This window comes from Flagellimonas sp. MMG031, assembly GCF_040112705.1.
In the GTDB taxonomy this organism is placed as follows: domain Bacteria; phylum Bacteroidota; class Bacteroidia; order Flavobacteriales; family Flavobacteriaceae; genus Flagellimonas.
Genome location: NZ_CP157804.1, coordinates 524,660 through 547,054, shown reverse-complemented (window position 1 = coordinate 547,054; position 22,395 = coordinate 524,660). Strand labels below are relative to the sequence as shown.

The 22,395-nt window shown below is 45.5% G+C and carries 22 protein-coding genes; 8 read left to right on the top strand and 14 right to left on the bottom strand.

Annotation, left to right across the window (positions count from 1 at the left end; all coding sequences use genetic code 11):
• The first annotated feature begins 30 nt into the window (after positions 1–30).
• Entirely contained in the window at positions 31–621 is a 591-nt protein-coding gene (locus tag ABNE31_RS02440; RefSeq protein WP_349352240.1) for a riboflavin synthase, read from the top strand.
• 6 nt (positions 622–627) lie between these two features.
• Here ABNE31_RS02440 and ABNE31_RS02435 read toward each other — a convergent pair whose 3' ends face one another.
• Positions 628–2,430, bottom strand: coding sequence for a sodium:solute symporter family protein (locus tag ABNE31_RS02435; RefSeq protein WP_293281085.1), 1,803 nt, complete (start codon positions 2,428–2,430; stop codon positions 628–630).
• Positions 2,431–2,498: 68 nt separating this feature from the next.
• On the opposite strand from ABNE31_RS02435, the gene ABNE31_RS02430 reads away from it, so the two are divergent.
• The gene (locus tag ABNE31_RS02430; RefSeq protein ID WP_349352239.1) at positions 2,499–3,254 is read left to right on the top strand and encodes a sulfite exporter TauE/SafE family protein; all 756 of its coding nucleotides are present in this window, start codon (positions 2,499–2,501) and stop codon (positions 3,252–3,254) included.
• Positions 3,255–3,328: 74 nt separating this feature from the next.
• Here ABNE31_RS02430 and ABNE31_RS02425 read toward each other — a convergent pair whose 3' ends face one another.
• From ABNE31_RS02425 to ABNE31_RS02390, 8 genes are all read right to left on the bottom strand, one after another.
• Positions 3,329–5,944 (bottom strand): M14 metallopeptidase family protein, encoded by a 2,616-nt coding sequence (locus ABNE31_RS02425; protein WP_349352238.1) that lies wholly within the window; start codon positions 5,942–5,944, stop codon positions 3,329–3,331.
• Between the two features lie 133 nt (positions 5,945–6,077).
• Positions 6,078–6,485: an alternative ribosome rescue aminoacyl-tRNA hydrolase ArfB gene (gene arfB, locus ABNE31_RS02420; protein WP_349352237.1), complete on the bottom strand. Its 408-nt coding sequence runs from the start codon at positions 6,483–6,485 to the stop codon at positions 6,078–6,080.
• Positions 6,463–7,458, bottom strand: a complete 996-nt coding sequence (locus tag ABNE31_RS02415; protein ID WP_349352236.1) for an ABC transporter ATP-binding protein — start codon at positions 7,456–7,458, stop codon at positions 6,463–6,465. The genes arfB and ABNE31_RS02415 overlap by 23 nt, the downstream gene beginning before the upstream one ends.
• A gap of 115 nt (positions 7,459–7,573) precedes the next feature.
• Positions 7,574–9,730: a prolyl oligopeptidase family serine peptidase gene (locus tag ABNE31_RS02410; RefSeq protein WP_349352235.1), complete on the bottom strand. Its 2,157-nt coding sequence runs from the start codon at positions 9,728–9,730 to the stop codon at positions 7,574–7,576.
• 77 nt (positions 9,731–9,807) lie between these two features.
• Complete coding sequence (locus tag ABNE31_RS02405; protein ID WP_349352234.1) at positions 9,808–10,821, bottom strand: aspartate-semialdehyde dehydrogenase; 1,014 nt, start codon at positions 10,819–10,821, stop codon at positions 9,808–9,810.
• 289 nt (positions 10,822–11,110) lie between these two features.
• Positions 11,111–11,518, bottom strand: coding sequence for a large-conductance mechanosensitive channel protein MscL (mscL, locus tag ABNE31_RS02400; RefSeq protein ID WP_127140285.1), 408 nt, complete (start codon positions 11,516–11,518; stop codon positions 11,111–11,113).
• 79 nt (positions 11,519–11,597) lie between these two features.
• Entirely contained in the window at positions 11,598–12,704 is a 1,107-nt protein-coding gene (gene alr / locus ABNE31_RS02395; protein ID WP_349352233.1) for an alanine racemase, read from the bottom strand.
• Positions 12,697–13,341: a thymidine kinase gene (locus ABNE31_RS02390; RefSeq protein ID WP_179383160.1), complete on the bottom strand. Its 645-nt coding sequence runs from the start codon at positions 13,339–13,341 to the stop codon at positions 12,697–12,699. Before ABNE31_RS02390 ends, alr begins: the two co-directional genes overlap by 8 nt.
• Before the next feature lie 155 nt (positions 13,342–13,496).
• Between ABNE31_RS02390 and ABNE31_RS02385 the strand changes: the two genes are divergently transcribed.
• The 3 genes from ABNE31_RS02385 to ABNE31_RS02375 are packed head-to-tail and all read left to right on the top strand — an operon-like array spanning position 13,497 to position 15,527.
• On the top strand, positions 13,497–14,192 hold the full coding sequence (locus tag ABNE31_RS02385) for a hypothetical protein (RefSeq protein WP_349352232.1): 696 nt from the start codon (positions 13,497–13,499) through the stop codon (positions 14,190–14,192).
• A 48-nt stretch (positions 14,193–14,240) separates the two neighbouring features.
• Entirely contained in the window at positions 14,241–14,912 is a 672-nt protein-coding gene (gene rsmI / locus ABNE31_RS02380; protein WP_349352231.1) for a 16S rRNA (cytidine(1402)-2'-O)-methyltransferase, read from the top strand.
• A gap of 39 nt (positions 14,913–14,951) precedes the next feature.
• Entirely contained in the window at positions 14,952–15,527 is a 576-nt protein-coding gene (locus ABNE31_RS02375) for a uracil-DNA glycosylase family protein (RefSeq protein ID WP_349352230.1), read from the top strand.
• A gap of 7 nt (positions 15,528–15,534) precedes the next feature.
• Here the strand turns inward: ABNE31_RS02375 and ABNE31_RS02370 are convergent, their stop codons facing one another.
• Positions 15,535–16,137, bottom strand: a complete 603-nt coding sequence (locus tag ABNE31_RS02370) for a carboxymuconolactone decarboxylase family protein (RefSeq protein ID WP_349352229.1) — start codon at positions 16,135–16,137, stop codon at positions 15,535–15,537.
• 55 nt (positions 16,138–16,192) lie between these two features.
• Here ABNE31_RS02370 and ABNE31_RS02365 point away from each other — a divergent pair, with 55 nt between their 5' ends.
• The 3 genes from ABNE31_RS02365 to ABNE31_RS02355 all read left to right on the top strand — a co-directional run bounded on the left by ABNE31_RS02365 (position 16,193) and on the right by ABNE31_RS02355 (position 19,878).
• Positions 16,193–16,615, top strand: coding sequence for an OsmC family protein (locus ABNE31_RS02365; RefSeq protein WP_349352228.1), 423 nt, complete (start codon positions 16,193–16,195; stop codon positions 16,613–16,615).
• Between the two features lie 308 nt (positions 16,616–16,923).
• Positions 16,924–18,612, top strand: a complete 1,689-nt coding sequence (recJ, locus tag ABNE31_RS02360; protein WP_349352227.1) for a single-stranded-DNA-specific exonuclease RecJ — start codon at positions 16,924–16,926, stop codon at positions 18,610–18,612.
• Positions 18,613–18,618: 6 nt separating this feature from the next.
• On the top strand, positions 18,619–19,878 hold the full coding sequence (locus ABNE31_RS02355; protein ID WP_306012617.1) for an MFS transporter: 1,260 nt from the start codon (positions 18,619–18,621) through the stop codon (positions 19,876–19,878).
• 154 nt (positions 19,879–20,032) lie between these two features.
• On the opposite strand, the gene ABNE31_RS02350 is transcribed toward ABNE31_RS02355, so the two are convergent.
• The 4 genes from ABNE31_RS02350 to ABNE31_RS02335 all read right to left on the bottom strand — a co-directional run bounded on the left by ABNE31_RS02350 (position 20,033) and on the right by ABNE31_RS02335 (position 22,392).
• Positions 20,033–20,797 carry a UDP-2,3-diacylglucosamine diphosphatase gene (locus ABNE31_RS02350; protein WP_349353018.1) on the bottom strand — a complete coding sequence of 255 codons (765 nt, stop codon included), beginning with the start codon at positions 20,795–20,797 and terminating at the stop codon, positions 20,033–20,035.
• Positions 20,798–20,811: 14 nt separating this feature from the next.
• On the bottom strand, positions 20,812–21,078 hold the full coding sequence (locus tag ABNE31_RS02345; protein ID WP_293281024.1) for a plasmid stabilization protein: 267 nt from the start codon (positions 21,076–21,078) through the stop codon (positions 20,812–20,814).
• Positions 21,075–21,338, bottom strand: coding sequence for a hypothetical protein (locus ABNE31_RS02340; RefSeq protein ID WP_349352226.1), 264 nt, complete (start codon positions 21,336–21,338; stop codon positions 21,075–21,077). The genes ABNE31_RS02345 and ABNE31_RS02340 overlap by 4 nt, the downstream gene beginning before the upstream one ends.
• A 286-nt stretch (positions 21,339–21,624) precedes the next feature.
• The gene (locus tag ABNE31_RS02335) at positions 21,625–22,392 is read right to left on the bottom strand and encodes an enoyl-CoA hydratase/isomerase family protein (RefSeq protein WP_349352225.1); all 768 of its coding nucleotides are present in this window, start codon (positions 22,390–22,392) and stop codon (positions 21,625–21,627) included.
• Positions 22,393–22,395 lie beyond the last annotated feature (3 nt).

Below are 22,395 nucleotides of genomic sequence, written 5' to 3'. Positions count from 1 at the left end.
CATTACAAAACTAGTCAATTAATAAGACACATGTTCACAGGGATCATAGAGACTTTGGGGAAAGTAGAAAAGTTGGAAAAGGACGGGGGAAATCTTCACCTGACCGTTAGCTCGGGAATCACTTCCGAATTGAAAATTGACCAGAGTGTTTCACACAACGGGGTGTGTCTTACCGTGGTGTCCATTAACGGGGATAGTTACACCGTCACTGCGATTGAAGAGACCTTGAACAAGACCAATCTTGGAGACCTTAAAGTTGGCGATACGGTCAACCTTGAACGCGCCATGGTATTGGGAGCACGTTTGGACGGGCACATTGTACAGGGACATGTGGACCAAACGGCGGTTTGCCAATCGGTAGCGGAACAGGATGGTAGTTGGGTCTATACGTTTACCTATGATTCCAAGCTCAACAACGTCACCATCGAAAAAGGGTCCATTACCGTTGATGGGGTAAGCCTCACGGTGGTCGACTCCCAAAAGGACAAGTTTAGCGTAGCTATTATTCCGTACACTTATGAGCATACCCGATTCCATACCTACAAAGTAGGTACAAGAGTGAACTTGGAGTTTGATGTGGTCGGGAAATACGTTGCCCGATTGTTGGAACTTAGAGGCTAAAATCCATCAAAATACATTGCGCATGCCGCGCCAAATTCTGATGAGCACGAATGTCGCGATCAACACCATCACCGTTAGTCCTAAGGCCAATGGATAGTTTCCATAGATCCAGTTTCCTGTGGCAAAAAGACATCCATACACCAAAATACAACCCACAATCATGGCCAAAACACCCGATGGCACACTCCACTTGGCATTTTCATCTTCCAAGGTAACTCCGTCGGCCTTGGCCGCTTCATGAACCTTGTTCCATCCAGGACCTCCCGGCTTCGTGATTTTATAGAAACGGTAAAGTACCTTATTATCCTCCGGTTTGGTCAAGAATGTGGTGGCCAACCAGAGTATGGTGGTAATCAGCACCACTAAAGGAAATTTACTCCATGCTGGAAAGGGAGCACCTTCTGCCAAAAACAAGGGGTCTTCCAATTGCCAAAAAATAATGGAGATGATTCCTGAGGAGAACATCGCCACGATTTCGCTCCATGCGTTGATACGCCACCAGAACCATCGCAACAAAAAGATAAGTCCCGTTCCTGCTCCAAACATAATGATGATATCGAACAGCTGGGTGGCGTTGTTGAGTTCCAAAGCAAATAGACTGCTCAGTACCATCAAAACAACCGTAGAGATCCGTCCCACGTTCACCAATTCCTTTTCCGAAGCATCTTTGTTGACCTGCTGCTTGTAAAAGTCGTTCACAATATAGGAGGAGCCCCAGTTGAGGTGGGTTGATATGGTGGACATGTAGGCCGCACCCAATGAAGCCATGACCAGACCCAACAAGCCCGTGGGCAACATGGTGAGCATAGCGGAATAGGCCAAATCATTTTTGAGAATATTCTCTGGCACATTCGGAAACGCCTGTTGGATGCTTTCCAAATCAGGGAAGACCACAATGGAGGCCAAAGCCACCAAAATCCAAGGCCAAGGCCGTAGTGCGTAGTGCAATATGTTAAAGAAAAAAGTGGCTCCAATAGCATGGTTCTCGTTTTTGGCGGCTAGCATCCGCTGGGCGATATAACCACCGCCGCCCGGCTCTCCGCCGGGGTACCAAGCACTCCACCATTGTACTGCCAAGGGGATGATCAATAGCCCTATCAAGGCTTCCGTATCGGAAAAGTCGGGTAAAATGGACATTTTTTCCTGTACTTGGGCATTGGCCAAAATATTGTCCAATCCGCCCACTTCGGGCATGTTCACCAAATAGACTGCAGCTCCAATGGCCCCGCCCATGGCAACGAAAAACAGTAAAAAGTCTGTGTAGACCACACCCCTAAAACCACCAACGGCACTAAAAATCACCGTTATGGTTCCCCCAAGGAGTACGGTTTCAATAGGTTCCAATCCAAGCATTACCTGCCCTATTTTGATAGCGGCCAAGGTTACCGCCGACATGGCCATCACATTAAAAACTACCCCCAAATACAACGATCTGAATCCTCTAAGAAAATGGGCTGGTTTTCCTCCGTAGCGCAAATCGTAAAACTCCATATCCGTGGCCACATTGGATTTTCTCCAAAGCTTTGCATATACGAATACGGTTAACAAACCCGTGAGCAAAAAGGCCCACCAGCCCCAGTTTCCGGAAACCCCATCGGTACGGACAAAATCCGTTACCAAGTTGGGTGTGTCCGTGGAGAAAGTGGTGGCTACCATGGAAAAGCCCAAGAGCCACCAAGGCATGCTTCGGCCGGATAAAAAGTATTCTGCGGTGTTTTTTCCTGATTTTTTGGAAACATAGATTCCTATAAAAAGCACGATGGCGAAGAATCCAAAGATGATGATGTAATCTAAAAGTTCTAGTTTCATTTGTTTAGTTTGGCTGGACCTAAAGATAGGTTTTTTGGGTTACTTTTGTGAACCTGTAAAAAGTCTTCATGTTTCTTTCCGCTTTCTCAGATATTTCCGTAGCCGCATGGACCATGGCCGCCACTGCTGTTTTTTTGATGGGGGTTTCCAAAGCGGGACTCAAGGGAATGTCCATTTTTAATGTGACCTTGATGGCTTTGGCGTTCGGTTCCAAGGCTTCTACGGGTCTTTTTATCCCATTGTTGATTGTAGGAGATACGTTTGCCGTGATCTATTACAACCGACACACCCAATGGAAATATATTCTACGGTTTTTGCCTTGGATGATTTTAGGGATCCTTATCGGGGTCTTGATCGGAAAAGACCTTCCCGAGCGCGAATTTAAATGGGCCATGGTGGTGGTGATTTTCATTAGTTTGGGCATGCTGGTGTTTTGGGACCGACGAAAATCAAAAAAGGTGCCCACCCATTGGCTGTTTTCGGGTTCCATGGGGATGTTATCGGGAGTATGCACCATGATCGGAAACTTGGCAGGAGCGTTCACCAATATTTTCTTTTTGGCAATGCGCTTGCCCAAAAACGAGTTTGTGGGCACTGCCGCTTGGCTGTTTTTTATCACGAACCTTTTTAAGATGCCCTTTCATGTTTTTGTTTGGAAAACGATTACCGTGGATAGTCTGCTGATTAACCTGCGATTGCTCCCTGCTATTTTTGCGGGTTTGCTGTTGGGTGTTTTTCTGGTGAAGAGAATCAACGAGAAGAATTACAAACGCTTTATTTTGATCGTCACCGCCATTGGCGCTGTGGCGATTTTATTTAGATGAGAGCTATCGGTTTTGATAAATAAAAAGCCGCATCCAATTGGGTGCGGCTTTCCTTTATACATTAAGATGTTCTTTTACTCCGAAGCCCCTTCATAAATTGCATTAAAAATCAATTTAAAAGTACCGCGTGGCTGTGCCCTAAATTGGGGACGGAACGCAAACAAAATCGCAGCGCCTTTTCCGTATTTGGCTTTTACCATGGCAGGCTTTTTGGCAATATACCTGTCTTCGCCCATGGCCCAACCGCTCATTAAGAGGTCTTTGGCCGCATAGGTGGCAATTACCTCTACATCGGGTTCGGGAGCATCGGCAATTTCTTCGGTACCGCCTTCACCTGTTTTTCGCTGTTTGTCGATGGAGAAAGCCCTACTTCGGTTGAAAGAAACGGCAACCGTATCCTTCATGCCAAAAGCAAGTGGATGTGCGGTATCCACCCCAGCCTTGATCAAGGAACCGGGAATAAAGAAATCGTTGCTGTCGGCATTGGCCACTGCATTGCGCAAGGGAAGGCCAAACTGTTCAATCACAAAATCACTGGCCTCATCAAACGCAATCAAAGTGCCTCCTTCTTCCACATAATCGCTCAACTTCACCGAACCTTTTAATCCGATACCTCCGGTGAATTTTTCCGGCATGCTCAAATTACTGTGTCCATGCAAAATGGAACTTGGCCGTTGTGAAGGGATGATAATGGCATCATACTGAGACAAGTCTCTGGTTTTGATATCCGCATCGTGCAAGGTATCCATATCAAACTCGTATTCATCCATGATATAACGGGTCCATCCTTCGTCCATATTGGCCACCCAGGATTTGTAGAGCCCTACTTTGGGCAAATGGATTTTTTTCAGTTGCACTTCGGGCTTGGCGGCAAGTCCGGTAAACTCAAGTCCGTATTCTTGGGCCAAGGATTCCATGAGTGCTTTGTCTCCAGAAACGATGTAAGAACCGGCTGGCATGGTCGTTTTTCCCGCCTTGAATTCCGTCATGCTTTTATAAGCTGTTCCGCCTGCCTTTAACACTTTGTTGGTAGCGACCACGGCAGCATTGGTGTTGGCGCTCAATGCATAGCCAAAGGAGCCGTTTCTGTTTACATCACCTTCGTAATAGGACACAAGCCCTGTAACTTTCTCAGTTTGTACGTTGAATGATTCGGCAACCCTATCCACATCGATTCCCATTTGCATAGGCAATGTCCATCCGGCCAGATCGTAGGGGGTGTCCGGTGGCCCGCCCGGATATTGAAAACGGGTAGGGTAGTCCTGTTTTTCCATGAGGTCCAACAAATAAGGCCTAAAGGCCTGTGCGGTGTAGATGACGTAAGATCCTTCTTCATAATCTTTGCCGTTTACGGTAAAGTCCTTGGTGGCTCTTTCCACTTCAATTCCGCCTTGGAGCAGCACGTTTACCAAGTTCACCGCTTCAAAAGAATCCCATTGCTCTTTGCCAATAACGTAGGCGAACAAATCTCCGTTTTTTCCTTTTTCTACGGCCGATTTACCCATTTTATAGATATTGTACAGGTAATTGCTCTTACGGTCTGCAGCAAGGTCCAACGTGGCCCAAGTCGCAGTCAACATATAGTCCACAGCGTCCCGAAAATGGGATTCACCACCTTTCCATGGATCAGGGTACATAATGTCGGTACCATCAGTAGGGGTGCCTCCTGCAACGGTTTTCGGAAGTTTTTCCGGATCATAGAATCTTGGGGTCGGTGTGGTATGTCCAGTTTCGGTCAAGATACCGATCATGTTGTGATAATAAGGTACGGTACGTCCGCCACCGTTCCAGAACATGGTGTAAAAGTTGTCAGCGATGGCACCGGGCATGTTTTCCAAGGAAAAACGCTTGGTCATGGCAGAGCCCACTTCGCTAACGCCAGCGGTAATGGCCGGATGAATTCTGGGATTCACCGGGTCGGCGTAGGGGGGCAACGAAATCTTGGTCCAAGATGGGGACGACTGGTGGTGATTGTACACAATCTGGGGATACCATTCGTTGTATAATATCTTCGTCACATTATAGGTTTCGGGCATAATGTTCATGAACCAATCCCGGTTGTTATCATGACCCATGTAGTAGTGATACAAAATTGGGGGGCGGGAGGTTTCGTAGGGTGTGCCCAGATTTTTTCGGTACCAGTCTACCACGATATCCAAACCATCGGGATTCATTACGGGCATCAATAGCGTAATCACATTTTCCCTGATTTTTTTCATTTCTTCGGTTTCGGAGGTGGCCAGGGTATAGGCCAGTTCCGAGGTCATCTGCCCATGGGCCAATTCGGTGGAGTGCATCCCCCCGTCGACCCAAACAATGGCCTTACCTTCTTGGGAAAGGCGAACGGCTTCGTCATCGTTGACCTGTACACGGGCCAATTTGGTGCTGATGTCTTTCCAATTATCCAATTGAGCCAAATTTTCTTCTGTCGAAATGAACAAGAGGTACATTTTACGGCCCAATACCGTTTCTCCGATTTCGATTTTTTTCACTCGGTTGGACGCTGCATCCAATTTTGACAAGTAGTCTTCAATTTGGGAGTAATCGGCCAGTTTGTAATCGGCGCCTACCCTGAATCCGTAAACATCTTCTGGGGAGGGAACATTCTGTGCCACGGAAAACGCGGCGCAAGACAAACACATCGCTGCGGAGAGCAGCCATGTTTTGAGGTTTGCTGTTTTAGAAATCATTTTTTTGAATTAGTTATAATTTGACTGAAAATTAAGCAATTGAGCCGAGTATATTAAATCCCTTGCTTTTGAATTGTGTTTAAATAACATTTTTAATTTGGTATCCGATTGGTAGAGGGTGTTTGAGCGAAAACTATCGGTCCAAGTTAGGATTTTTGCGGGATGCTTTTTTCTCGGCGGTTCGCTTTTTGGTCTTTAGCCGTTTTTCTTGTGAAGATTTTGTGGGTCGCGTAGGTTTACGTTTTTTGGGAACCACAAGAGCATTTTTCAGGACGTCAAAAAAACGTTTTACAACCAAATCCTTGTTCCTGTGCTGGCTGCGGGCTTCGTCGCATTGCAGCATCAAAGCCCCATCGTTGGTTAAACGGGATTGTAGTTTAAGGAGCAAGCGTTCTTTTTCCCTGTCAGATAGCCCTTCCGACTCGGGAATGTTGAATGTGATCTCTACCTTGGACGAAACCTTGTTCACATGTTGGCCTCCGGCCCCGCTGCTTCGCATGGCCTTAAATTGAAGTTCCCTATGTATCTGTTTTTTGTCCAACGTGTAGTCTTTTATTGATGGTATTCAAAGATACATTAAGAAAAAGGGTTGACCCGGGACTTTGTTCTTTGTCAGAATTGAAGAAAAGAAGGGTGCCATCTTCAGCTTTACTTTCGTTGAGGTAATGACTCCCTTTAAAAAAGGAATGGATAACCTCCACTCGTAAGCCCGAGGAATCGGAAAATTTGAATTCATCTGGGTACACGAGTACATCCCTATCAATTTCGGAATAGGACTTGAGGAGCTTCATGGGCACCTTGTTCACTTGTCCAAATAAAGAGGCGGTGTAATAGTTGGGCGGATTTATATAGAGGTCTTGCGTGTTCTCGTTGGCAATGATTCGTCCCTGTTCCATAATTAAGGTGCGTTCGGCAAAGGGCAGCACATCGTTGGGATCATGGCTTGCGGTGAGTACGGTAACGCCCTGTTTTTTGAGATATAAAAAGAGATTCCTTCGGAGGGAGAGCCGCTTAAAATTATCGATATGCCCGAACGGTTCGTCCAAAAGGAGGATTTCCGGTTCTTGTGCCAATACTCGCGCCAAGGCCACACGCTGCTGTTGTCCCCCACTCAAAAACTTGACCTTTGTTTTTGCAAAGGGCTTCATTTCGATGAGGTCGAGGAGTTCATCAATGCGTTCTTGATGGGTTTCGCGTTCAAAAACCGAAAGGAACTGACCTATGTTTTCTTCCACGGAAATGAAGGGCATCAAATCAAAATCCTGCGCCAGGTATTTCATATAGGGTTCCCCGGGAACCAAATTGAAATTGGGGCCAAGTGCTTCCGTATCTCCCCAAAATATGGAGCCTTCCTCTACATGAAGGAGACCGTAGATGATTTTGAGCAGGGTGCTTTTTCCCGAGCCGCTTTCGCCCATCAGGGCCACATGCTCCCCCGGGGCCACTTCAAAAGTGATATCCTTTAAAATGGGTTGATCTTGATACCCGAAAGAATGTACTTGGACTTTTAGCATAAAAATAAATGGCTCATCTGTCAAAAAAAATGTCAGGTTGAGCGCAGTCGAAACCTAAATTTGTTTGCACGTGTTTTGTTCTCGACTGCGCAGGAACTGACAATATGTTGATGAATCAATCCTTAAACTCTTTGAGCACGGCTTGGTTGGGAAGCTCATCGTACCCCATATTGAAAAAGGTAAACCCGAAAATATCGGCATATTGCTCTATGGTTTTGCTCACGGGGGTTCCCGCTCCATGACCAGCGTTGGTCTCGATTCGGATAAGTGTAGGCTGGTCCCCGGCCTGTTTTTCCTGTAGTTCTGCAGCGAACTTGAAGCTGTGTGCTGGAACCACACGGTCGTCGTGATCTCCAGTGGTGACCAAAGTGGCGGGGTACGCCGTACCTTCCTTCACATTGTGTACAGGGGAATATCCTTTGATGTAGTTGAACATTTCCTCGCTGTCCTCGGAAGTTCCGTAATCGTAGGCCCATCCTGCACCTGCGGTAAAGGTGTGGTATCGGAGCATGTCCATAACACCCACGGCGGGTAATGCCACCTGCATCAAATCGGGGCGCTGGGTCATGGTGGCGCCGACTAGCAAACCTCCGTTGGACCCACCACGGATGGCAAGATACTCTTTGGAAGTGTAGTTGTTCTCGATCAAGTATTCTGCCGCAGCGATAAAGTCATCAAATACATTCTGTTTTTGAAGCTTGGTTCCGGCAATGTGCCATTTTTTTCCGTATTCACCACCGCCTCTAAGGTTGGGAACGGCGTAGATACCGCCCTGCTCCATCCAAACGGCGTTCACGATGCTGAAAGAGGGTGTCAAACTAATATTGAAACCGCCATAGCCGTACAGAATGGTCGGGTTTTTGCCGTTCAGTTCGGTTCCTTTTTTGTAGGTGATGATCATGGGCACTTTGGTGCCATCCTTGGAGTCGTAGAATACTTGTTTGGACTCATAATCATCGGGGTTAAAGTCAATTTGAGGCTTCCAGTATTGCTCATATTCCCCGGTTTCTACGTTGTATTTGTACAAAGAACCCGGTGTGTTGTAATTGGTGAAGGAGAAGTAAAATTCCTTGTCCTCTTTCTTGCCGCCAAAGCCTCCTGCACTTCCTACGCCGGGTAATTCCACCTCGCGGACCAAGTTACCCTCGTAATCATATTGAAGTACTTTGGAAATGGCATCCACCATATATTCGGTAAAGAAATAGCCGCCACCTGTACCTGCGGTAAGCACATTTTCGGTTTCGGGAATCAGGTCTTTCCAATTATCAGGAGTAGGGTTGGCCGCATCCACTACTACTACTTTTTTATTGGGCGCTTCACGGTTGGTGACCATGTAAAGGGTAGAACCTTCGTTGTCGATAACATAGGTATCGGAATCGGTGTCGTCCAGAATGGTGACCAATTCAGGATTCTCTTGTGAGAGGTCCATCATAAACAATTTGTTGCCCGATGTGGACACCGAAGCGGAAATGAACAAATACTTCTGGTCTTCGGAAACGGAACCGCCTACGTAACGGTGCTTTTGTTCTGGTGTGCCACCAAAAATGATTTTATCCTCAGACTGGGGCGTTCCCAATTTGTGATAATACAATTTATGTTGGTCGGTTTTTGCGGAAAGCTCGCTTCCTTCGGGCTTATCGTAGCTGGAATAAAAGAAACCGTCGTTTCCTTTCCACGAAATACCACTGAACTTGATGTCCACCAAGGTGTCCTCGACAATTTCCTTGGATTCGGCATCGATGACAATTCCCTTGCGCCAATCGCTTCCTCCTTCGGAGATGAGGTAAGCCGCTTTGGAGCCGTCCTTGGTAAAACTAAGTCCCATCAGCGATGTGGTGCCGTCCTCGGAAAAGGTGTTGGGGTCCAAAAAGACTTCTTCTTCGCCGCCATCCTTTTTACGGTAAACCACATATTGGTTTTGTAAGCCGTTGTTTTTGTAATAGTAGGTGTAGTTGCCCTCTTTGAAAGGGGACCCTACTTTTTCGTAGTTCCAGAGTTTTTCCAACCGGTTTTTAAGGTCTTCGCGGAAAGGGATTTTTTCCAAATACCCGAAGGTGACGGAATTTTGCTCTTTTACCCAAGCTTCGGTCTCCTCGCTACGGTCGTCTTCCAACCAGCGGTATGGGTCGGGAACCTCTGTTCCAAAATAATTATCAACGGTGTCAACTTTTTTGGTGGTAGGATAGTTCACAGTGATGGGTTCTCTTTTTTTAGGTTGTTCCTGGCAGGCTGCAAACAAAACCAAAGCAGCCAACAGACTTATGTTTTTCATGTTTTCAAGGATTGATTCCGTTAAAAATACCACAAAACACAGAAATCTACTGGCTGTAAATGATGCTTTAACGAATTTTATGAAATAGCTTCAGAAGTATTGGAAACCAAACGATGCTCTACCAAATACTCGGCAATCTGTACGGCATTAGTTGCGGCTCCTTTGCGTAAGTTGTCCGCTACAATCCACATGTTCAATGTGTTGGGTTGGGTCTCGTCCCGTCGGATGCGGCCCACAAAGACCTCGTCCCTTCCGTTGGCAAAAGCGGGCATGGGATAGGTGTTGGTTGCTGGGTTGTCCTGTACCACAATACCCGGTGTTTCGCTGAGTAACTGGCGGACTTCGGCCAAGTCAAAGTCGTTGTGGAACTCCACGTTTACGGATTCGGAATGTCCACCAGCAGTTGGGATGCGCACTGCCGTAGCGGTAACCGAAAAAGTGCGGTCATCCAAAATTTTTTGCGGCTCACGAGCCAATTTCATCTCTTCCTTGGTGTAGCCGTTTTCCAAGAACACATCGCAATGCGGCAGGGCATTTCTGTTGATGGGGTGTGGATAGGCCATTTCACCCTCGATGCCAGCAGCTTCGTTTTCCATTTGTTGCACAGCTTTGACTCCTGTTCCCGAAACGGATTGATAGGTGGAGACCACCACACGCTTCATTTGATATTTTTTGTGCAATGGGTCTAAGGCCAATACCATCTGAATAGTGGAACAGTTGGGATTGGCGATGATTTTGTCATTAACAGTGAGTGTATTGGCATTGATTTCGGGTACCACCAATTTTTTGGTGGGGTCCATACGCCAAGCCGAAGAATTATCGATAACCGTAGTTCCAACTTTGGCAAATTTGGGCGCCCATTCGAGAGAAGTGTCTCCCCCTGCCGAGAAAATAGCAATATCCGGACGGGCAGCTACAGTGTCTGCCAACCCGATGATGCTGTATTCTTTATTTTTATAAGTAAGTTTTTTGCCCACGGAACGCTCCGAGGCAACCAACAACAATTCTGAAATAGGGAAGTTGCGTTCTTCCAACACTTTCAACATGACTTCGCCTACCATTCCGGTGGCACCAACAACTGCTACTTTCATTTGAAAAAATTTCTTGCCGCAAAGGTACTTCAGTCAATGGGTTAAACAAGTATTTTTCGCATCAATCATTAAAAAATAACAAATTGTTATAAATAAAACAACCATCAACATGTTAGCGAAACACATTGATGGTTTTAAAGGTTACTGTGATGTAGCGGCGGTGCCTAAAGTGCACCAACGATTTTTATGCTTTCAGATGCAAAACATCCAATGATTGGTTTTTTTGTCCCAAATACTTCTCGACTTCGCTCGAAGTGACATTGCATCATCATTGAATATGAATCTTGAATTACTTTTTAAGTAAATCCCTGATCTCTGCCAGCAACTCCTCTTGGGTTGGACCCTTTGGTGCTTCTGGAGCAGGCTCCTCTTTTTTCTTCATCTTGTTAACGCCTTTCACAATAAGGAACATCACAAAGGCCACGATGATAAAGTCGATGACATTGGTAAGGAATGCTCCGTAGAGCACGGCAATTTCCCCAACAATTTCTCCTGCATCATTAGGAGTTCCCTCGGTGATGACGTATTTCAGATCGTTGAAATCTGCGTTGAACAATAATCCGATCAGTGGAGATACAATACCTCCAGTGAAGGAAGACACCACTTCCTTGAAAGCGGCACCCATGACGAAACCTACGGCAATATCCACCAGGTTTCCTTTCATGGCAAATTCTTTAAATTCTTTTAAAAATCCCATTTTTATAGTTGAGTATTGGTTATTGACCAACAAAGTAAACAAAAAAGTGGTCTGCAGGGACGATGGTGCCGAAAAAAAGTCAATTTTTCACCACTCTTTTTACACGCTGGGATATCGCGGTTAGGATTTCGTAGGAGATGGTATTGGCTCCTGCTGCAAACGCTTCTGCGGATTTTTCCGGACCGAACACGATGACCTCGTCCCCTTCTTTGCAATCAATTCCAGTAACGTCTACCATGATCATGTCCATGCACACATTCCCCAAAATCGGTGCTCTTTTCCCGTTGATGGTCACCGAACCTTTTCCTTTACCGTACTGTCGACCAATACCATCGGCATGGCCCAAGGGCAAAGTGGCACTCCTTGTTTTTTGGTCGGCTTTAAAAGCGCGGTTGTAGCCTACGGAATGGTTGGGCTCTATTTCATGGATTTGCGAAATAACTGTTTTGAGCGTGGCTACGGGCTTGAGGGCTGCATCCACTTCGGCTTGATTACCGTAGCCGTACAATCCGATGCCGCTGCGGACCATCTCGAACTGGGCCTCAGGATAATTGATGATTCCGGAAGTGTTCAACATATGCCGCATGGGCGTGTAACCCAATTTTTCGGCCAATGCCTTGCTCGATGTGGAAAAGGAATGAATCTGCGCTAAACTGAACTCCCTTTCGTTACCATCCTCAGAGGCCGCTAAATGCGAAAAGGTGGAAACGATTTCAACGGATGTACTTTTTGTGATGGCTTCCTCAATAAAATCAACATCGGTTTGGGCAAAACCCAGACGGTTAAGCCCTGTGTTGAACTTAATGTGAACGGGATACTGCTTTTGTTCTTGTATCTCGGCAGCTTTCAGAAATTGTTTTAGGATGTTTTTCGAATAAAGACTCGGTTCCAAGCAATAGGCAATCAAATCATCAAAATTTGATGCCAAGGGATGCAGGACCAATATCGGTAGTTTTATGCCGGCCTGTCGTAACAGAACTCCTTCACTTGCGTAGGCTACGGCAAGGTAATCGGCGCCCAATTGTTCCAATTTTTGCGCAATGATCACCATATCGCTCCCATAGGCAAAGGCCTTTACTACTCCTAAAAATTTGGTGCTGGGCTCAATTTTGGAACGAAGGTAATTGTAATTGTGCTCCAAGGCCGATAGGTCCAAGACCAAGGTAGTTTCCCCGACCTTACTCATTGGATTTTTCTTTTTTGGAATTCACCTCTTCGGACTTCACATCCATATCCTTGATTTTTTCCCGGAGCATGGCCTTGTAAAAAGCCCCACGACTCAACGGTTCATATTCTTCAGTTTCGCCCAAGAGTACCAGATTGTCGTTAAGAGATTTTCTAAAACTGTAATTGGCCAAATTCCCAGTTCGCGTGCAAACGGCGTGCACTTTGGTCACATATTCTGCCGTTGCCATCAACGCGGGCATGGGTCCAAAAGGATTGCCCTTAAAATCCATATCCAGCCCGGCGACCACCACCCGGATCCCACGGTTGGCCAAATCGTTGCACACGGTTACGATTTCATCGTCAAAAAATTGTGCTTCGTCAATGCCGATTACGTCGCAGTCATCCGCCAACAGGCGAATATTTGCCGCAGCGGGAACAGGAGTGGACCGGATTTCGTTCGCATCGTGGGAGACCACCATTTCTTCATGATAGCGCGTATCCACAATGGGTTTAAAAATCTCCACCTTTTGTTTGGCAAATTGGGCCCGCCTTAGTCTACGGATAAGCTCTTCGGTCTTTCCGGAAAACATGGAGCCGCAAATCACCTCAATCCATCCAAACTGTTCCTTAGGGTTGACTGTGTTTTCGAGAAACATACCGTATTTTTGAAAGAAATTGTTTGTTTTCCCGTTATATGGGAACCAGCACAAAGCTACTAAAAAATTGCACCCCTGTTTTCAATAAGATTTTAACCTTTTGTTGATAGGGTATTCGCAAAATCGTTATATTTTTATACGAAAGAGGAAAAGCTATGATACGGAAATTGAGGGAAGAGCTGATCAAATTGTCCACCGACATCATTACCGCTCGGGAGGATACCGATCTTGCGGCACTATATGATAAATCCAGAAAAATATATGAGAAATTGGCCGTTCTCAAATTTATTGATGAGAAATTGAACGATGTGGAGGTGGATGTCTCCCAAAATGTGATTGCCTCACGGTTCGAGAAAATGGCCAATGCTGTGTTGAGCGGCAACAAATCCGTTCCGGAAAGTAATCCGCACCAAGAGGATATCATTACGACTCCTTCGATGGACACGATCAGGGATATTGTGTCCGAAATGCCGTCCGATGAAAATCTGGAAAAGGTTTTTACTGAATTTGTGGCAAAGCCCAACTTAATGAAAAACGACATGGAAGAGGTAACTCCCAAACAGGTAGGCAACACTTCCAGCGCACAGTCCATTCAGCCCAAATCGTTGAACGATAGGCTTGCCAAGGAATTTCAGGTCGGCCTTAACGATAAACTGGCCTTTGTAAAGCACTTGTTCAACAACAATATGGAAGATTATACGCGGGTGCTTTCCCAACTCAACACCATTGATACCCAAGAACGCTCCATTGCCTTCATCAACAATATGGTGAAGCCGGAGTACAATAATTGGGAGGGGAAAGAAGAGTATGAGGCCCGCTTCATGTCACTCATTGATAAAAGGTTCGCATAAATTCCATTTTACCATTTTAATTTAGAGGTAAGACCGTAACTTTGGTCCATGGGAAAGCTATATCTGGTGCCAACACCGATTGGAAATTTGGAGGACATGACACTTCGTGCCATCAAGGTGCTCAAAGAAGTAGATGTAGTTTTGGCGGAAGACACCCGCACCAGCGGTAAATTGCTCAAACACTTTGACATTGATACTCCTTTGCAGAGCCATCATATGCACAACGAGCATAAACAGGTGGATGGATTGGTGCAAAAAATGAAAGAGGGTGTCATTTTCGCCCTGATTTCTGATGCCGGTACCCCTGCCATTTCAGACCCTGGCTTTTTATTGACCCGCGCTTGTGTTGAAAACGATATTGAGGTAGAATGCTTGCCCGGTGCTACGGCCTTTGTTCCAGCGTTGGTAAATAGCGGATTGCCCAACGACCGATTTGTGTTTGAAGGCTTTTTGCCCATAAAAAAGGGACGCCAGACCCGACTATTGGAACTTGCCGAAGAAACCCGCACCATGGTTTTCTACGAGTCGCCCCACAAACTGCTAAAAACCCTGACCCAATTTGCCGAATACTTTGGGGAAGACAGACCTGTTTCCGTATCTCGGGAGTTGACGAAGTTATATGAGGAAACCGTTCGAGGAACCGTTGCAGAGTTAATTGCCTATTTTACCACCAAGGCACCTAAAGGGGAATTTGTGATTGTGGTTGGTGGAAAAAAGTAAGTGTTAGGGACAATCGATTTTTTCGACCCAATAAACAGGATGGACGAGCTACTGGCCAACGTACGGAACTGTTCCCATTGCAAAAAACATTTGCCATTAGGGCCCAGACCCATTGTTGCCGCCCATCCAGCATCCAAAATAGCCATTATTGGACAGGCGCCCGGAACCAAAGTGCACCAAACAGGAGTTCCTTGGGATGACCCCAGCGGGAAACAACTCAGAAATTGGCTTGGCGTAACAGATGAACAGTTTTATGATGAACGCTTATTTGCTTTGATTCCTATGGGGTTTTGTTATCCCGGTAAAGGAAAATCGGGGGATTTGCCGCCACGTCCTGAATGCGCGCCTTTATGGCATCGATCGTTGATAAATCAAATGCCGCAGTTAAAACTGACTATTTTGATTGGCCAATATGCCCAAGCCTATTATTTGGAAAAAGCCCGTGAAAGGAATCTGACCGAAACAGTAAGAAACTACAAAAGCTATTTACCCAACTATTTTGTGCTGCCCCACCCATCGCCCAGAAACCGGTTTTGGTTGAGCAAAAACCCATGGTTTGACCGAACGGTGGTTCCAGAGTTAAGAGCAAGGACGTTAAGCGTTCTGAAGATATAAGGTTTCCTTAGTATTTGGACCCATCGTGCTTGCCCCTTTCCCAACCTACTTCGCCCAAATATTTTTCGGCACTTTCTACGGCCCCATCTTCAATGTTGGTTCCCATAGAATCGTTCCAGCGGTTGAGGTACCCAAAAAGGGATATGACCCCCATCATTTCCACAATTTCGCCATCGTTCCAATGTTGGTGCAGTCGTTTTTTAATATCAGCATTCACCGTATTGGGCACTTGGGAAGCCGCAAGCGCAAAATCCAAAGCTGCCCTCTCCGCTTCCGAAAACGCGTTATGGGTTCTGTATTCCCAAATGTTTTCCAGCTGTTCCTGTTCGGCGCCATAGCGTTCTGCGGCCCTAATGGCATGTGCCTGGCAATACCGGCAACCCGTGGCGTTGCTGCTTACCCAAGCGATCATTCGTTTTAAGGCGGAGGTCACACGGCCTTCATTGGCCATTACCGCTTTGTTCAAATTGATAAAAGCCTTGGAAATGGAAGGCCTGTGCTGCATGGTCAGCACCGAATTGGGGCAAAAACCAAGGGTTTCGTTAAAGAACTCGGCCAGTTGTCTGGTTTCGGGATCGTGGTCGGGGGAAAGGGGGTCTACTAAGGCCATCGTTGAGATTATAAATTGTATTTTTGAAGTCTACAAGAAACAAAAATTAATCATCATGACAAATCACATCACAACCAAATGGTTAGGCGAAATGGCCTTTGAGAGCAACAATCCTTCTGGGCATACAGTGCGTATGGATGCAGGCGCAGAAAGTGGCGGTTCGGGTGCCGGTTTGCGCCCCAAAGCATTGATGTTGTCCTCTTTGGCAGGCTGCTCTGGTCTGGATGTTGCTTCGCTTATCAAAAAAATGAAGCTGGAGGTAGATGATTTTAAAATAGAGACCATTGCGAACCTCACCGATGAACACCCGAAATACTACGACTCTGTAACCATAGAGTACCACTTTACTGGAACCAACTTAAATGAGGAAAAGCTCAAAAAAGCGGTAGACCTTTCGGTAGAAAAATATTGTGGAGTGATGGAGATGTTCAGAAAATTTGCTGAGTTGGATATTAAGACCATGTTTCATCATAAGTAAGAGTGTCACTTCGAGTAATTCTGATAAAATCAGAATTGTATCGAGAAGTGGCTTTCATGGAAAACAAGCAATTCCACTTTTAAAGGGATAATTGTAGAATTAGTTTTTTGTACTAAGTTTACAAGCACTGGAGTGACCATCTTATTTTTAAAATATGGTATGAAATGGTCAAACCAAAAAAGAAGCCTCATTAACGGTCATTTTGATTCGTTGCCCAATCTTGCTAAAAATGTTTAACCAATGGTTCTCGATACGTTTCGAAAATCTTTCGAAACACTCGAACTGACCATTTCCAAAACCTAACATGGATGCGCTGGACCATTAAACCAAAACCCGAACAAGAAGCCATTGACCAACTTTCCGAAGCATTGGGTGTGGAGAATTTGGTGGCTCAACTGTTGATTCAGCGGGGAATTACCAATTTCGAGGAGGCAAAAGCATTTTTCCGACCAGAGTTGACCCATTTGCATGACCCTTTTTTGATGAAGGACATGGATAAGGCCGTCCAGCGGATTGAGCAAGCCATTGCAAAGGGCGAAAATATGTTGGTGTATGGCGATTACGATGTGGACGGCACGACTTCCGTAGCATTAATGAGCTCCTTTTTGGTGGAAACCTATCCCAATGTAGCAACCTATATTCCTGACCGCTACTTGGAAGGATATGGTATTTCCTTTCAGGGAATTGATTTTGCAGCAGATAATGATGTTAGCCTAATGATTGCCCTGGATTGTGGCATCAAGGCCATCGACCAAATAAAATACGCCAAGGAAAAGGGGATTGACGTCATCGTTTGCGATCACCACCGACCAGGGCAGCAGCTGCCCGAAGCCGTTGCCGTGTTGGACCCCAAACAGGAGGATTGTGAATACCCGTACAAGGAACTTTGCGGTTGTGGGGTAGGCTTTAAGTTGATTCAGGCCCTTGCTTCCAAACAGGGCAAAACTATCAAAGATTTAATGCCATATCTTGATTTGGTGGCCACTGCCATTGCGGCCGATATTGTTCCCATCACAGGCGAAAATCGTGTATTGGCCCATTATGGGTTACAGGTCATCAACGAACATCCGAGAACAGGAATCAAAGCGTTGATTGACCAAACCAAAAAACGGGAACTTACCATTACGGATGTGGTGTTTATCATTGCCCCTCGCATCAACGCTGCTGGACGGATGAAACATGGTCAACATGCCGTTACCTTGCTTAGCGAGACCAATTTTGCACAAGCGCAACAATATGCTGCCGAAATCGAATTGTTTAATACCGAACGAAGAAGTTTGGACCAAGAAATTACCCAAGAAGCCTTGGTACAGATTCAGGAAAACCAAGAAGAAGATAAGTTTACCTCGGTGGTCTACAACGAAAATTGGCACAAGGGAGTCATAGGAATCGTGGCCTCACGATTAACCGAAACCTATTACAGACCTACTTTGGTTTTCACTAAAAGCGGGGACAAATTGGCTGCTTCGGCCCGTTCGGTCAAAGGATTTGATATTTACAACGCGCTTGAAGGCTGTTCCGATTGCTTGGAGCAGTTCGGCGGACATATGTATGCTGCAGGACTTACGCTATTGGAAGAACAGTACGAGGCCTTCAAAAATCAGTTTGAAAAAGTGGTTTCGGAAACCATCGACCCTAAACTGTTGCAGCCCGAGATTGCTGTGGATGCAAAAATCGCTATGCATCAGATTACACCCAAATTGATGCGCATCTTGAAACAATTTGCCCCTTTTGGCCCAGGGAACATGACCCCGATTTTTATGGCCGAAGGTTTAAAAGACACCGGGTACGCACGAGGCGTAGGAGAAGACGAAAAGCACTTAAAGTGTAGCGTATATCAGCCCGGTTCCAATCCTATTGGCGCCATTGGGTTTAATTTGGGCGATAAATTGAATGTGGTAAAGCGAATAAAACCGTTTGATGCCGTATTTTCGTTGGATGAAAACGAATGGAACGGAACGGTGAGCCTTCAACTAAAACTAAGAGATATTCGCTAGCTACTTATGGACCCCTACGCAGCGCTCCGCTATAAGGAATTCAACATATTTTTGATTGTACGCTTTGCCATGGTATTTGCATGGTCCATGCAGTTTATTGTGATTGAGTGGCAGGTGTATTCGTTGACCAAGGACCCGCTTTCATTAGGGATTATTGGATTGATGGAGGTCATTCCCGCAGTGAGCATGGCACTTTTCGCGGGCCATATCGTGGACCAGAAAGAGAAACGGAATTTACTGGTGACCTGTATTGCAGGATTTTCCGTAATCAGCTTGGGGCTGTTTTTGTTGAGTTGGCCCGGACTTGAAGCATCTTGGGAATCCAAAACCATTCTCTATTCCATTTATGCCTTGGTTTTTTTGGGCGGATTTGTGCGATCGTTTTTAGGACCGACCATTTTTTCGTTGATCGCGTTGATCGTTCCCAAAAAAATATATCCGAACGCAGCTACGTGGAGCAGCTCCACTTGGCAATTGGCATCCGTTTTAGGCCCTGCCTTGGCTGGATTCTCGATAAGTTGGATAGGAGTGCACTGGAGCATGTGCGTTATTTTTGGCTTTTCGCTAGTGGCTTTGATGTTCTTGTTTCAAATCCCCAAAAAGCCCATTATGAACCCAAAATTGGGAGAACCTGTTTTCCAAAGCCTACGCGATGGACTCAAGTTTGTTTTTGGGAACAAGGCCATTTTTGGAGCGCTTACTTTGGATATGATCGCTGTGCTTTTTGGCGGAGCTGTAGCACTTTTGCCCGTTTATGCACAGGATATTTTGCATGTGGGTTCGGAAGGATTTGGAATCTTGAGGGCGGCTCCAGCGGTGGGAGCTTCCATCACCATGTTGGGCTCCACCCGATTTCCGTTGCATAAAAATGCTGGGAAAAAATTGTTGTGGGCCGTGTTCGCCTTCGGCGTTTGCATTATTGTCTTCGGATTGTCCGAGCTATTTTGGTTATCGGTGATTGCCTTGTTCCTTAGTGGTGCGGTAGATGGTGTTTCGATGATCATACGCCAAACCATTTTGCAATTAAAGACTCCGGACAATATGCGGGGCAGGGTGGCTTCCGTAAATTCCATGTTCGTCGGGTCTTCCAATGAGCTGGGTGCTTTTGAAAGTGGATTGGCGGCCAAATTGATGGGCACCGTCACAGCGGTGGTTTTTGGTGGATGTATGACGCTTTTGACCGCAGGAACCACGGCCTTGGTATCACCTACCTTTAGACGATTGGACCTTCAAAAGGACATTGATGAGCACGAGAAGGAAGATTAAGTTTCAAAGGTAACGTGCGTTTGACATAAAGAAATTGCTAATTAATTGATAGATTTTAGTCGTCAGGTCGAGCGCAGTTGAGACCCTGTTTTTATGCCTTCTCGACTGCGCTCGAAGTGACAGTCTACCTTAAAAGTCCAATATTTGACAGGCTTCAACTTCTTGTTTCAAACTTTTGTAAGCTTAATTTTTCGCCATCAAAAACAGCATAGGTAAAATAGGAAATCCAATCCCCAAGATTGGTGTATTTCGATTTTTCGTTGAGTTGGATTTCCATGGGCAGATGGCGATGTCCAAAAATAAAATGGTCGTAGTGTTGCTTTTCCAACTTTCGTTTCGCGTATAAAATCAACCATTCCTTATCCTCACCTAAGAATTTGGCATCCGCTTCACCGGAAATTATTTTGTTGTTCACTGAAAGATGTTGTCCCAAGCGAACGCCCAAATCGGGGTGCAACCATTTAAAAAACCATTTGGCCACGGGATTGGTAAACACTTTCTTCATTCGTTTGAAGCCTTTGTCGTGAGGCCCTAATCCATCCCCATGTCCGATAAAAAAGGAAGTGTCGTTAATGAGGAATTGCTTCGGTTTATGGTAAACGGGAATATTGAGTTCTTCTTCGAAGTAACCGTTCATCCAAAGGTCGTGGTTGCCCACAAAGTAGGTGATAGGAATACCCATGTCCGATAGTTCGGCCAGTTTTCCCAAGGTGCGGGTAAAGCCTTTGGGGACCACGGTTTTGTATTCAAACCAAAAGTCGAACAGGTCGCCCATCAAAAAAATGGCACCTGCATCGTCCTTAATGGAGTCGAGCCAAGCCACGAATTTTTTTTCACGGGGCAAACTATCCGTTCGGGTCGGGGCTCCGAGGTGGTTGTCGCTCGCGAAATAGACTTTTTTGCCTTTAGGAAGTGAAATACGGTCCAATGGGTCTAGGGAAAAAGTTTATAGATGTCATTTCGTTTTACAAATCGGGATACTACGAAGGTATTATTTTCATAGAAAAAACCTAGGCGATAGGAACCTACCCTTATTCGAAAAGCATTGGGGTGCCCCGACAGCTTTTTCACCGAAGTAAGTTCATCCAGTGATTTGGCCTCTTTCATTTGGAGAATGATCTGTTTCAATTTTTGCTTGGTCTTTTTATCGTTGACCTTCCTTAAATCCTTTTCCAACGATTTAAGATACTTGACTTTCATTCATCCAATAGTTTAAAGACATCGTCTTCGCTCACAAAATCTTCTTTGTCCGCTTGTTGCATCAAAAGTAATAGCCCAAGGTCTTCCTTTTCCGCTTTTGAAAGTTGATCAAAACGCTCTAGCTCCTTCTTTTTGACGTATTCCACAATGGCTTTTTCCATTAAGGCTTTAACGCTCAAGTTTTCGAATGCGGAAAGAACCTTTAGTTTTACCACAAGGGATTTATCGACTTCCACCAACTTTTTTATCTGGTTTTCCATACAACTTGGTCTCTAAAATGCTACACTAACAAATATATAAAATATATATGGTATATATTATTTTTTGTAACGTCGGTTGCTTCGTATTCTGTTGACCACATACACCACAATCACAAAGAGCGCGAGTATGGGGAATATCAAATCATTCATTTTGTAAATTTTTATTTCTTCTCTCGTTCAAAATCGTCATGCTCAACTTGATTCAGCATCTTACCACCTAATCTTTTCATGAGACCCTTAAACTAGTTCAGGGTGACACGTATTTTTATAACTGGGGAGCATTCAACTACCTTTTAAACTTTTCCAATGCTTTTTTAGTATTCGGAGACAGTGCCAATCTTCCTGAAGCTTCGGCCCGTTCCAGCAATAGGTCGTCCCAGTGCTCCGTTCCTTCCCAAAGTACTTTTTTCATTTCAGAAAGTGCTTCGGGATTGTATGTCGCCAATTTCTGCAGGTGAATGTCCAGTTCCTTGTCCATATCTGCAATGGAATCATATACCTTGGCGTAAAGTCCTTGTTCTTTGGCCCAATAGGCATTTTTCCACTCTGTGGGATACAATGTGAGCTCCGCCAATGCAGCTTTTCCCATTTTACGCTCCACGGCTGGGGCGATAACAAAGGGACCGATTCCAATGGAAATTTCCGATAGTTTGATGGCAGCCTCCACAGTAGCATGCACATAATCGCAGGCCGATGCCAATCCGACGCCACCACCAACGGTTTTGCCTTGAACCCGGCCAATAATGGGTTTGGGACATTTGCGCATCGCATTGATCACATGGGCGAAGCCGCTGAAAAATTGTTTACCCTCTTCCAAATTGGAAACGGCTACCAATTCATCAAAAGAAGCACCGGCGCAAAAGGCCCGTTCACCTTCAGATTTTAAAAGGATGACCGAAACCTCTTTGTTTTCAGCAAGTTTTTCAAATTCCCGGGTAAATCGAGCCAAAAGCTCTGACACAAAGGAGTTGCTGGCAGGGTGGCCAAATTCCACGGTTGCGATTCCGTTTTCTATTTTGGTATATAGACTTCCGTTGGTTCTATCTGTTGTCATTTT